At 70.6% G+C, this 11,870-nt stretch carries 10 protein-coding genes; 8 read left to right on the top strand and 2 right to left on the bottom strand.

Annotation, left to right across the window (positions count from 1 at the left end; all coding sequences use genetic code 11):
• Positions 1 to 444, top strand: a 444-nt coding sequence (locus BHU15_RS36220) for a sugar phosphate isomerase/epimerase family protein (protein WP_141726969.1), incomplete at its 5' end; no start/stop codon positions are given.
• Positions 445 to 476: 32 nt separating this feature from the next.
• Here the strand turns inward: BHU15_RS36220 and BHU15_RS36215 are convergent.
• Positions 477 to 1,142, bottom strand: a complete 666-nt coding sequence (locus BHU15_RS36215) for a class I SAM-dependent DNA methyltransferase (protein ID WP_069630978.1) — start codon at positions 1,140 to 1,142, stop codon at positions 477 to 479.
• Between the two features lie 322 nt (positions 1,143 to 1,464).
• Complete coding sequence (locus tag BHU15_RS36210; RefSeq protein ID WP_069630977.1) at positions 1,465 to 2,892, bottom strand: S28 family serine protease; 1,428 nt, start codon at positions 2,890 to 2,892, stop codon at positions 1,465 to 1,467.
• 1,884 nt (positions 2,893 to 4,776) lie between these two features.
• Between BHU15_RS36210 and lxmK the strand changes: the two genes are divergently transcribed.
• The 7 genes from lxmK to BHU15_RS36175 form a co-directional block, all read left to right on the top strand.
• Positions 4,777 to 5,835: a class V lanthionine synthetase subunit LxmK gene (lxmK, locus tag BHU15_RS36205; RefSeq protein ID WP_069630976.1), complete on the top strand. Its 1,059-nt coding sequence runs from the start codon at positions 4,777 to 4,779 to the stop codon at positions 5,833 to 5,835.
• The gene (locus BHU15_RS36200; RefSeq protein ID WP_069630975.1) at positions 5,832 to 6,959 is read left to right on the top strand and encodes a T3SS effector HopA1 family protein; all 1,128 of its coding nucleotides are present in this window, start codon (positions 5,832 to 5,834) and stop codon (positions 6,957 to 6,959) included. Before lxmK ends, BHU15_RS36200 begins: the two co-directional genes overlap by 4 nt.
• 66 nt (positions 6,960 to 7,025) lie before the next feature.
• The gene (locus BHU15_RS36195) at positions 7,026 to 8,903 is read left to right on the top strand and encodes an ABC transporter ATP-binding protein (RefSeq protein ID WP_069630974.1); all 1,878 of its coding nucleotides are present in this window, start codon (positions 7,026 to 7,028) and stop codon (positions 8,901 to 8,903) included.
• On the top strand, positions 8,900 to 9,544 hold the full coding sequence (locus tag BHU15_RS36190) for a flavoprotein (RefSeq protein ID WP_069630973.1): 645 nt from the start codon (positions 8,900 to 8,902) through the stop codon (positions 9,542 to 9,544). Before BHU15_RS36195 ends, BHU15_RS36190 begins: the two co-directional genes overlap by 4 nt.
• A complete protein-coding gene (locus tag BHU15_RS36185; RefSeq protein ID WP_079128623.1) occupies positions 9,541 to 10,344 on the top strand; it encodes a class I SAM-dependent methyltransferase in 804 nt (267 codons plus the stop codon). The genes BHU15_RS36190 and BHU15_RS36185 overlap by 4 nt, the downstream gene beginning before the upstream one ends.
• An 82-nt stretch (positions 10,345 to 10,426) precedes the next feature.
• On the top strand, positions 10,427 to 11,410 hold the full coding sequence (locus tag BHU15_RS36180; RefSeq protein ID WP_069630972.1) for an ABC transporter ATP-binding protein: 984 nt from the start codon (positions 10,427 to 10,429) through the stop codon (positions 11,408 to 11,410).
• A partial coding sequence (locus tag BHU15_RS36175; protein ID WP_218028096.1) for an ABC transporter permease family protein occupies positions 11,407 to 11,870 on the top strand: 464 nt, incomplete at its 3' end. The genes BHU15_RS36180 and BHU15_RS36175, both read left to right, overlap by 4 nt.

The following is an 11,870-nucleotide window of genomic DNA, read 5'->3' as shown; positions in this document are numbered from 1 at the left end:
CGCACGCCCGCCTCCGCGGCGGCGCCGCTCGCCGCGGAGGCGGGCGTGCGGATCCTGCTGGAGACGCACGACTCCCATCGCACGGGCGCCGACGCGATGCGCGTCCTCGGTCTTGTCGGCCACCCGCAGGTGGGGGCGCTGTGGGACGTGATGCACACCTGGCTCGGTGAGGAGCGCCCCGTCACCAGTCACGCGTCGCTGTCCCCGCACCTCGGCTATGTGCAGGTGAAGGACATCGCGTCGGCGCAGGACACCACGCCGTTGGCGCTGGGCGCGGGTGTGCTGCCGCTGGGTGAGTGCGTCGGTCTGTTCGCCGGGGACGGGGACGACGGGTGGCTCTGCTGGGAGTACGAGAAGCGCTGGTACCCGGCGGCTGCGGACCTCCCCGACCTGCTCATTCCCGGGCGCGAACATCTGGAGGCGCTGCTGGCGCGGGGGCACTGACGGGGAGTGGGGAGGTCCGGGTCCCGGGCGGGCTAGGTCTGCGGCTGTAGGGGCTTGCGGGCGAGGATCTGGGCGTGGGGGGTCGGCTCGTCGTCGTAGGGCTCGCGCAGGAGTTGGGCGCTCAGCTGGAACCCTGCCTGCTTCAGCAGTTCGGTGACCCGGTCGGGGGACAGCCTGCGGAAGTCGAGGCAGACGCGGTGGCCGAACGCCTCGTCGTAGTGCCGGGGTTCGTCGCCGACCTGGAAGGCGAGCAGAAGTCGGCCGCCGGGGGCGAGGACCCGGTGGAACTGCGCGAAGACGTGGGGCAGTTGCTCCGGGACGATGTGGATGATCGAGTACCAGGCGACGAGGCCGGCGAGGGTGCCGTCCGGGAGGTCCAGGTCGGTCATCGACCCTTCCTCGAACCGCAGCTCCGGGTAGGTCCGGCGGGCCATCGCGACCATCACGGGCGACAGGTCGATACCGGAGATGTCGAGGCCGAGCGTGCGCAGATGGGCGGTCATCTGGCCGGGTCCGCTGCCGATCTCCACGACGGGACCGGCGCCGTCGGCCTGAACGTACTCGGCGAAAGTGCCGAGGATCGCGCGCCCCAGCGGGTCGGCCTCCGGGTGCGACTTGCTGAGTTCGGCGTAGTCGGCGGCGATGGCGTCGTAGCCGGCTCGGGTGTCGCGGATGAAGGCGGGCTCGGGTGCGGTCATGGGCGAGGAGATTAGCCCCCGCCCGACGACCACGAACAAGGGGGGTGGGGAGGGGGGTGGGGCCCCCGGAGGAGAGCCGGGAACCACACCCGCCGCCCATTCGTCCTACTTCATGTGCGCCCGTCGACTTTCCGCAGCGCGGTGTCGGCCCTCGTGCTCACTGGCTACGATCGCTGACTCCCCTCTCCAGGCCGTCTGCGGCCGGGCAGCACACCGCCACCGGTGCGCCCCCCTTGTCTGCGCCGGTGGCGGTCCCGTACTCACGGACCTGTGGACCTGTGAACCTGCGGAGCTGCGGAGCTGCGGACCCACAGGTCACGGACTACTGACGCAGCGTCGGCATCCGCTCCAGGTCGCGCTTGTCGAGCTTCGCGTCGTACGCGGCCAGCGGCTTCGCCTTCGCGGCGTCCTGCTGCACGGCCGCCGGTGCGACGCCCGCCCAGTCGAGGATCCTGGCCGTGGCCTTCGCGTTGTCGGCGGGCTCCAGACCGGCGACGTTGGCGCCGTGGTTGGCGCCCGGCGCGGTGAACACGTAGGTGTCCTTGGTGCCGCGGCCGGGGCGGAAGCGCTCGGCGCCCCACGGGTCGTTCTCGCCGTAGACGAACATCATGCGGTTCGCGTTCTTGCGGACCCAGTTGTCGACGGACCGCATCTCCCACGGGCGGAACTTCATCGGGATGTCGCGCGGGACGAAGTTGCGCGGCGGCTGGTAGCCGTAGCGGCTCAGGTTGCCGAGGTGGGGCAACTTGACGGTGGGCGCGCCGAGTTCGGTGCCCGCCTGGTAGTAGTACGGCGTGTACCCGGCGAGGCCCTGGTCGGTGTAGAAGGAGAAGCCGGAGATCGCGTCGATGATGTTGTAGATCTCCTCGTCCGACGCGGTGGCGGGCGGGATGTCCGCGCAGTCGGCTTCGAGGCTGTACTGCCAGAACGCCCAGACGAAGTCGAGCACCACGGCCTCGTACGCCTTGTCGAGGGTGCCGACGGTGGTGAACGTCGCGCCTTCGGCCTTGGCCCACGTCTCGTACATCTTCTCCAGCGGCTCACGCCTGACGAGCGCCTCGCGCTGTACGGCGTTGAGCTTGGCGCGGCACTCCTCGGTGCCGACCTGCTCGAAGAAGCGGTCGTAGGCGGAGTCCTCGTTGTTCACCACGTCGTTGGGCGCGACGTAGGCGACGACGCCGTCCATGTCCCGGGGGTGGAAGCGCTCGTAGTACGTGGCGGTCATGCCGCCCTTGGAGCCACCGGTGGCGAGCCACTTCTGCGGGTAGATCTTCTTCAGCGCGCCGAAGATCCGGTGCTGGTCGGCCGCGGCCTGCTCGTAGTCGAGCTTGGACCAGTCGGCCGGCTCGGGCCGGGACGGGGTGAAGAAGCGGTATTCGAGCGAGACCTGGTTGCCGTCGATGATCCGTGTCGGCTCACTGCGGCTGGGGTTGGTGGACACGCCGTAGCCGCTCGTGAAGAAGACGGTGGGGCGGCTGGTGTCCTTGTGGAGCAGCGTGAGGCGCTGCTTGAAGGTGCCCTTCGACGGTCGTTCGTGGTCGACCGGCTGGGTGTAGTTGAGGACGAAGTATCGGTAACCGGGGTACGGCTTCTCCTCGATCAGGCTCATCCCCGGGATGGCGAGGATCTGGTCCTTGATGTCGGGGGCCGCGGATCCCGCGTTCCCGTCGGCGGCGGTTGCCGCACCGGCCGTGCCCAGCGTGCCGACGAGCAGCACGAGCGACAGCAGCCATCTCAGCGCCTTGCGCATTCACACTCCCTGTGTTCATGACAGACGCCCGCGAACCTAGCCGGGGAGGTACCCGCGCCGCCAGCCCCCACGGGCCGCTCGTACGCCGGATGGCGCTTCCCGTCCGGCGGCTACCCTCCCCCGCCGGCGGGAAACGGCGGACGCGGCGGGGGCGGAGGTGGTGGGGCGGCGGAGGCGTGCGCCGGACGTGAGTGAGATGCGGAGGAGGTGTGGCGGCGCGCGGCGGAGACCCGAAGAGGGCGCGGGCGTGGGGCCGGAGTGAAAGCGGAGTCGATCGCCGCCCTTCCGGGCGCAATTCCGGTCTGTCTGCCGGAGTCGTCTCGTCCGCCTCCACCGGCGCTTAACACCGTCGACACAACAAGGGCATGGCCTTTCCTCCATGTAACCGGCGCGGCGCCTTGCCCAGCCCGGAATACCGTCTTCCCGCTCGCCTCTCGGGCACCTTCCGTCCGGTCATTCGGCCGTTTATCAACCTGGCCTGCGACGGCCTGAATTGGTTGCCTCGGGATCACTTCTCCGCTCGCGGGATCGGGCCCGCGAGCGGCGCTTACGACCCTCGCGACGGGTCCCGGCGGGCGCGTGAGCGCGTCGGTGATGTGTCCGGCGGACACCCTGCCGAGGTACTCAGTCACGACGTTCCGGACATCGCCGCCTCGCGAAGACTCATGAGAACCTCAAATGGATGCTGTGATCTGCGTCACATATCTCGGGCGTGTCGCACCACCCTCCGAGGGCCCGTCAGACGGCGGAAAACTGAAGCTGAGAGACCGTGCGGACTCCCTCCGGACCGACCGGTGACGAGTCGACAGCACAGGGCGATCACATCCCGCCTTGTTCACCCCACCCCCCGGACCGTTTGAACATACGAAGTCGAGGCGAGGTGGAGGGGTGTCATGGCCGCGGGTGGCCGACGTCCCGCCCACCTCGGACCCGGGAGGAGACAACTCCCGCGTCACGGGCGGACGGATCGGATGACCACTCCGATCCGATGACTGAAACGGGGGCAGGAATTGACCAATTCATAGACCGGAAATCCGTACTGCCCGGACCACGCTCGACCGAACCGGATAGAGCAGCTCTTCCGGCGGCAGCACTGTGAACGAGCTTGTTGTCTCAGGCCGTCGAGCACCTCGGAATCCGGCGCCTCACCGCCGGACGACCGTGAGGTTGATACAGGTGAATCCACGAAGTGTCCTCAGAGCCCCCCACCTCGGACTGGAAAACGATCACTTGAGAATCCTTCAACTTGTCTCGCAGGGCTGCACCATGGCGCAGGTCGCACGCCGGATGGGAATGAGCGACCGCACGCTGCGCCGAAAACTGCGGACCATATGCGAACGCGTCGACGTCGAAACGCCGATCGAAGCGGTCGTGTGGGCCGTACGGAGAAGAATCGTCTGACCGAACGGCCGAATCGCTCAGGCCGTCCGGTCCAGCTAGTTCCGTGAGCCGGCGCCTGTAGGTGCGGGCGGCGACGAGAATACGGACGGAATTGCCGGTTCGGACGCGGAGAGGTCCACGAGCGGCGGTGTCGCGTGACGGTTAGCGGAGGAATCGTCACCGACCGCCGTTCGTCGGGCTGAACCGCGTCACCTCGACCGCGCCACCTCGACCGATCCACCTCGACCGATCCACCTCGACCGGTCCACCTCGGCCGCTTCACCTGAACCGCGCGACCTCGGCCGCGCCACGTGCACGGCTCCCGCGTACGGGACGGTGCGGCGGTCCCGCGCGTCACCCACCGCGCCCCGCCCGGACCGGGGGTGGCCGATGGCGGTCAATTCGTTGTCCGCCGGCGGCGTCCCGCGATAGAAAACGGCTGTGGCAGGCGAAAAGATTCAATACCCGCAGGGCCGGTCTTCCGCGTCGGCTGTCGACAGTCCCGTGGACGCATCGGTCGAACAGCTCCTCGTCCAGCTCGACTTGGGTTCACTCAACGCCTCGGAGGTCTTCTCCTATCCGGGCCGCAACGACAACTGGTCCGGCGTGACCGACACCGGTAACGCCGTATTCGTGAAGCGCCTCAAGGGGAATCCCAAGGAATCCCTGAAGCGCTACCGGCGCCTGATGTCATTCGAGCGCCTGATGAATCGCGGCCAATCTCCGTTCCCCCGACCCGAATTCCTGGGCGGCGACGAGGAACAACGCCTGCTGGTCTTCGGGATGCTCGACGACATCAGGTCGGGCAGCGAGCTCGCCGCGGAGGAGGAGTTCACCGAGGCGACGTCCGCCGAGGCCGGCCGGACACTGGCCGCCCTGCACCGACTGCCGTTCCTGCCGGAGGACTTCCCCGAGCCGGATCCGCACCCGTACCCGCCCGTCGAGGACCTGCGGTCGCTGCCGCTGGAGAACTACGTCACGGCCACCGGCGCGTTCATCCAGGGCTGGGGGCTGTTGCAGCGCGACGCGGCGCTGCTCGACGGGCTCGAACGGCTCAGGGCGACCGAGTCCGACGCCGCGCGCGTGCCGATCCACGGTGATCTGAGGCTCGATCAGTTCCTGGCCACCGAGAGCGCGTTGTACGTGAACGACTGGGAGGAGTTCCGGCTCGGCGATCCGGCCCGTGACGTCGGGGCGTACGTCGGCGAGTGGCTGCACCGCGCGGTGCTGCGGATCCCCTCCCAGGAGGCGGACGACGCCTTCTCGGCGACGCTCACCCATGAGGAGGTCGTGGCGCGCGGCGGCGAGGAGCTGAACCGCGTGCTGCCGCTGATCACCGCGTTCCACCGCGGCTACCGCGAGGGCGGCGGATCCGACGACGACGGGCTCGTCGTGCGGGCCACGTCGTACGCGGGCTGGCATCTGATCGACCGGCTGATCGCGTCGACGAGGGAGAGCGGCCGGCTGTCGGCCATCGTCCGGGCGGCGGCGGGGATCGGCAGGACAGCGCTACTTGACCCGCGGAGCTTCGTCTCCACGGTGGGACTCGGGGAGGCCGCATGAACACGGTCGCAGGCACGGCCACGGACCAGGCCACGGACGCGGATGCGGATGCGGATACGGACGCGGATACGGCCACGGACACCGCCCCCGCCGCACGCGGCGAAGCCGGCCCGCTCTCCGGCGGTCTGCGCGACGCGCTGGACACGGTCCGGATCGCGTCCGACGGCAGGACCGCCTGGGTCGGCGACGACGAGATCACGGCCGAGTCCCCGCCCGCGATGCGCTTCACGCTCGCCCGCACCCTGTACGAGGTGCTGCACACCGGCCGTGGCATACGCGACCGCAAGGCCCCCAAGACGCTGCGCGCCCCGGAGTACGAGGCGCGGATCGCCGAGGCGACCCCCCACCCCACGACGCTCGCGCCCGCCGTCCTCACCGGGCGGCGGACCGCCGCCGGGCGCCGTGTGGTGGAGATCGACGGTCTGCGCCTGGGCGTGCCCGACTCGGTGTCGCTGCGGGAGACCGGCCGTACGGTCGGCGACCCGGCGCGCCCCGTGGTCCTGATGACCCTCCCCGCCGCCCGCCCGCTGATCTCGCCGGGTTTCTTCCTGGTGGACAGCGGCAAGGGCCGTACGGGCGGCGGCGATCTGCTGCGCATGTATCTGCGGGTGGCCGACGCCGAGCAGGGGCCGGCCTTGTGGAACGCCGTGCTGAGCGCGCTGGAGAGCCGGTCGGCGGTCTACCGGGCGAAGATCATCTCGAACCCGGCCAGTCTGCCGCGTAACGACGGCATGGTGGTCTATCTGAGTGCCGAGTCCTGGGGCGTGGTCGACGCGCTGACCGAGAGCGCCGTCGCCACCGGGCTGCCGGACGACGGCCCGTCCCCCGCGTTCGCGCATGTCGTGGCGCCGGGTGTGACGGCCGCGTGGGAGCCGAAGGACGACCGTACGGGGATGCGCGGGCTCAGCTTCGGCGAGCACCGGGCGCATGTGGTGGCGCGCGCTTTCGTGGCCGCCGCCGAGCAGGGGCGCGAGCGCCCGACCGTGGCCGAGCTGTCGGCGGCCTGCGCCGAGGCGAACGTCGACCCGGCGGACCCCGCCCGGAACCTCGACTCGGCGCCCTGGCCCTGGACGGCCACCCCGACGCCCGCACCCACCACCACAGCCGGGGCTGCCGCGCCCTGAACCAGTCGGCCGTGCGACGACCGAAAGTGACCGGACGCAACCGCAAGCTTGAGGAGAACCACCACCATGGCCAAGGCAGAACCACGTCCGGCCGGCACCGACGAACTGCGCGTCTTCGCCCAGCTCCTGGAGGGCCGCAAGACCGCCGTCGCCGGTGCGGTGGTGATGAGCATGCTCTCCGCCGTCGCCACGCTCCTGCTCCCCCTCCAGGTCCGCGACCTGGTGATCGCCCTCGGCCAGGACGAGCGGCCGATCCGCCCGATGCTCCTGATGGCCGGTCTCGCGCTCGGCGCGGGTCTGACGTCGGCGATCGGTTCCTTCCTGCTCGCCCGCGCCGGTGAGGCCCTGGTCTCCGAGGCGCGCTTCCGGATCGCGGCGCACATCCTGACCCTGCCGCTGCGGCGTGTACGGCGCGAGGGAGCCGGCAATCTGGTCGCCCGTGCCAGCTCGGACAGTTCGCAGCTGCGCTCGGTGGTGGACGTCGGTGTGGCGCAGATCCCGTCGTCGCTGTTCCTGGCCGTCGGCACGCTGATCGCCATGGGCGTGCTGGACTGGGTGCTGCTGCTGGTCGTCCTGGCGACGTTCACCGTCGCCGGGCTGGGCATCTTCGCCTGCGTACGGGCGATCCGCAGCGGGGTCGAGCGGCAGCAGAACGCCATCGGTTCGATGTCGCAGCAGATGACGGCCGCCGTGCTGTCGCTGCCGACGGTCAAGGCGTTCCTGGCGGAGCGTCAGGTGGCCTCCTCGCTCGGGCACAGCGTGGACGACGCGCGCAAGGCCGCCGTGTCCGTCGCGAAGGTGAGCGCGCTGGTCGGTCCCACGATGCAGTTCGGGCAGCAGTTGTCGATCGTCGCGGTGATGGTCGTCAGTGGTGCCCGGCTGACCTCCGGGGATCTGAACATCGGCGAGTTCGCCGCCTTCATCGTCTATCTGCTCCAACTGGTCTCGCCGCTCACCCTGCTGGTGTCGGGCTTCGCCCGTATGCAGGCGGGTCTGGCGGCGCGTGGCCGGCTGAACAGCGTCCTCATGATCCCGTCGGAGGACTCCGGGGCCACGGCGGCGATCGAGCCGTCGCCCACCGCGCCGGCCGTGGAGTTCGACCAGGTCACGTACGTGGACGGGGAGCGCACCATCATCCACGCGGCGTCCTTCGCGGCGCCCGCGCGGGGACTGACCGCCATCGTCGGCCCCTCGGGCGCCGGCAAGACGACGCTGCTCGGTCTGACGGAGCGCTTCCTGTTGCCGGACTCGGGCCGTATCTCGCTGTGCGGTGCGCCGGTCGAGCGGTGGCCGCTGCGGCAGTTGCGCGGCGAGATCAGCTATGTCGACCAGAGTTTCACCCTGGTCGAGGGCACGGTGCGGCAGAACCTCCAGCTCGGCCGGGACGGCGACGTACCGGACGCGGAGCTGTGGCGGGCGCTGGAGACGCTAGGGCTGCGCGGCGCGGTGGAGGCGCTGCCGGACGGTCTGGACACCGAACTGGGCCGCGCCGAGGACCTGTCGGGTGGTCAGCGGCAGCGGCTGGCGGCGGCCCGTGTCCTGCTGCGCGACACGCGCGTCGTCCTCTTCGACGAGCCGACGTCCCAGCTCGACAGCGAGAACGAGGAGCGGCTGCGGGCCCTGATGCGAGAACTCGCCGCCGAACGCGCGGTGATCGCCGTCGCGCACCGTATCTCCACCGTCCAGGACGCCGATCTGATCGTGGTCGTCGACGAGGGGAGGATCGTCGACCGGGGTACGCACGAGGAGTTGCTGACGCGCTCGGCGCTCTACCAGGAGCTGGTGCACGGCCAGACGCTGCGGGGCGGCCGGGGCCGGGGCCCCACCGCCGTCACGCCGACGCCCCCGGCTCCCCCCATGGACCTGGCGCCCGCGCCGGAGCCCGCGCCCGCTTCCGAACCCGCGCCCGTGGCGGGTTCGGAGGCGGGAGCGGCGGCCCGGTGACGGCCGGCGCCGGGTTGCCCGAACCGGTCGGCGTGCGGCGGCTGTTGGTCGTCGGTACGGGGTCGGTGACCGCAGCCCATCTGCCGTTCTGGGCGAGCTGGCTGAAGACGGCGCAGCCCGGGGTGGAGGTGCGTTACGTCCTGACGGGGGCGGCCACCCGGTTCGTGACCCGTGAGGCGCTGGTGGCGATCGGCGGCTGCGACGTGCTGGCGGACCGCTGGCCCGAGGAGCCCGAGCCGCGCGCCCGCCATGTGGATCTCGCGCAGTGGCCGGACGCGGTGGTGGTGCTGCCCGCGACGCTCAACTATCTGGCCCGGCTGGCGCTGGGGCTCGGTGACTCGCCGTCGATGCTGGCGCTGCAGTGCACGGAGGCCGCGATCGCGCTGGCGCCCGCGCTGCCGCCGGGTGGCGTGCGGAGCGCGGCGTACGAGGAGCACTCCGCCAAGCTGGCCGGCCGCCGCAACGTGGTCGTCGTGCCGCCGCATCCGGGCCGCAGTACGACCAGTGGGCGGCGCGAGGCGTGGGCGCCGGCGTCGTTCCCCGACGTACTGGCCGCGGCCGACGCGTTGCGCGCCGAGCTGGCAAGGGCTGAAGAGAAGCAGGAAGAGCAGCGGCAGGAAAGGCAGAGGGAGAGAGCATGACCACCGAAGCACCGCAGCAGACCGGGAACCGTACGAACGGCTCCGGGCCCTCCGAGGGGGCGGCCGGGAGCAGCGCGTACGGCGAGGCGCTGGCCGACGTCTACGACTCGCTCTACCCGACCTCGGGCCCGGCCATCGACTCCATGATCGCGTTTCTGGAGGAGCTGCGCCCCGCGCCCGCCTCGCTGCTCGAACTGGGCGTCGGTACGGGCCGGTTGGCCGTCCCGCTGGCCAAGCACGGCTACCGGGTGCACGGCGTGGACGCCTCCCCCGCGATGCTGGCGAAGCTCCACGAGAACGACCCCACGGGCGGTATCACCAGTTCGGTCGCGGACTTCAGCGAGCTGGTCGTTCAGGAGCGGTACGACATCGTGCTCACCGCCCTGAACACGTTCTTCATGCTGCCCACGCAGGAGTTGCAGATCAGCTGTCTGCGCGGGATCCACGACGCGCTCGCCGACGGCGGGGTCGCGGTCTTCGAGACGTACAACCCGCAGAACTACCACCGTCTCTCCGAGGCGACGACGCAGATCGGTCATCTGGCCGCCGACGCGCTGCTGTTGGACACGATCCAGGTCAACCGTCAGCTCCAGTCCGCGCTGGTCGTCCACACGATCCTGGGGCCGGGCGGGCTGCGGAAGGTGCCGGAGGTCAGCCGGTACGCGTGGCCCGCCGAGTTCGACGTGATGGCCAGGCTCACCGGACTGCGGGTGACCGGCCGCTGGGCCGGCTGGGACCGGAGCCCGTTGTCGGAGATGACGGAGAAGCACATCGTCGTGGTGGAGCGTCAGGACGCATGACTTCCTTGACGAAGTGATGTGTTAACGCAATACTTCAACGAGATAACACATCACTGTTCTCACCGTCGGAAGGTGCAGGCACATGGCTGCGGCAGCGCTGGAGGTCGACCGCGTACGGAAGAGCTACGGCAAGCGCCGGGCCGTCGACGACATGACCTTCGACATCCGCGCCGGTGAGCTGTTCGGCTTCGTGGGAAGCAACGGGGCGGGCAAGACCACCACGATGCGGATCATCCTCGGAGTCCTGACGCCCGACGCCGGAGAGGTCCGCTGGCAGGGCCGCCCCGTCGACTTCGCGGCGCGCAGGCGGTTCGGCTACATGCCCGAGGAACGCGGTCTGTACCCACGGATGAAGGTCGCCGAACACCTGCGGTACCTGGGCGAGTTGCACGGCATGTCGCGCGCCGCCGCGCGTGCCGCGGCCGACCGGTGGATCGAGCGCCTGGAGGTCTCCTCGTACGCCTCCGAGGAGGTCCAGAACCTCAGCCTCGGCAACCAGCAGCGCGTCCAGCTCGCCGCGGCCCTGGTGCACGAGCCGAAGGCGCTGGTGCTGGACGAACCGTTCTCCGGGCTCGACCCGGTGGCGGTGGACGTGATGCGCGACGTGCTCGCGGAGCGGGCCGCCGCGGGTGTGCCGGTCATCTTCTCCAGCCACCAACTGGCCCTCGTCGAACGGGTCTGCCACCGCGTCGGCATCGTCGGCTCCGGGCGGCTCATCGCCTGCGGCACGGTGGCGGAACTGAGCGAGAGCGCCGAGCGCCGGCTGCTGGTCGACGCGCCCGGGGCGCCCGAGACGGGTGTGCACTGGGCGGCGGGGCTGGCGGGCGTGGAGGTCGTGAGCCGCGAGGGCAGCCGGACCCGGCTCCGGCTGGCGAAGGGCGCGGACGACCAGCAGGTGCTGCGCGCGGCGCTCGCGACGGGGCCGGTGGCCACCTTCGTGTCCGAACGGCCGCCGCTGACCGAGCTGTACCGGGATCTGGTGACCAGAGACGAGGCCGAGGGCGCCACAGCGGATACGGATGCGACTGCGAGCGCGGTCGAAGCGGGAGTGGGAGGCGGGCGATGAGTACCACGGCACAGGCCGACACGGACGCACCACCACCGGCCCCCGATCCGGGCGCGCTCTCGGCCCGCCGGGCGGTCGGCCTCGTCGCCGGGCGTGAGATCAACAGCCGGATGCGGACGAAGTCCTTCGTACTGAGCACGCTCGGTCTGGTGGTCGCGCTCGGCGTCTACACGCTGATCATCCTGTTCTCCAAGGAGGGGCCCACCAAGGTCGGTATCGACCGGGACGCCGCCGCGCTGCGCCCGATGCTCACCGCCGTCGCCGACCGGGCGACCGACGTCGACTTCGAGTTCGTGACCATCGACGGCGAAGGCGATGGCGGCGACCGCGCCGAGAAGCTGCTGCGTGACGGTGACGTCGCCGCCGTGATCAGCGGCGACACGGCCGGCCCCACGATGACCGTGGAACGCGAGACGGACCCCGACCTCCTCGCCGTCGTGAACGCCGCCGTCGCCGAGGA

It is taken from the genome of Streptomyces niveus (assembly GCF_001723055.1).
GTDB lineage: Bacteria > Actinomycetota > Actinomycetes > Streptomycetales > Streptomycetaceae > Streptomyces > Streptomyces niveus.
This window is presented reverse-complemented; position numbering and strand designations above follow the sequence as displayed.

Bases quoted from the DNA above. Each gene is read 5' to 3' on its own strand.
- BHU15_RS36215 (WP_069630978.1), bottom strand. From the start codon at position 1,142: ATGACCGCACCCGAGCCCGCCTTCATCCGCGACACCCGAGCCGGCTAC.
- BHU15_RS36210 (WP_069630977.1), bottom strand. From the start codon at position 2,892: ATGCGCAAGGCGCTGAGATGGCTGCTGTCGCTCGTGCTGCTCGTCGGC.
- BHU15_RS36200 (WP_069630975.1), top strand. From the start codon at position 5,832: ATGAACACGGTCGCAGGCACGGCCACGGACCAGGCCACGGACGCGGAT.
- BHU15_RS36195 (WP_069630974.1), top strand. From the start codon at position 7,026: ATGGCCAAGGCAGAACCACGTCCGGCCGGCACCGACGAACTGCGCGTC.
- BHU15_RS36185 (WP_079128623.1), top strand. From the start codon at position 9,541: ATGACCACCGAAGCACCGCAGCAGACCGGGAACCGTACGAACGGCTCC.
- BHU15_RS36180 (WP_069630972.1), top strand. From the start codon at position 10,427: ATGGCTGCGGCAGCGCTGGAGGTCGACCGCGTACGGAAGAGCTACGGC.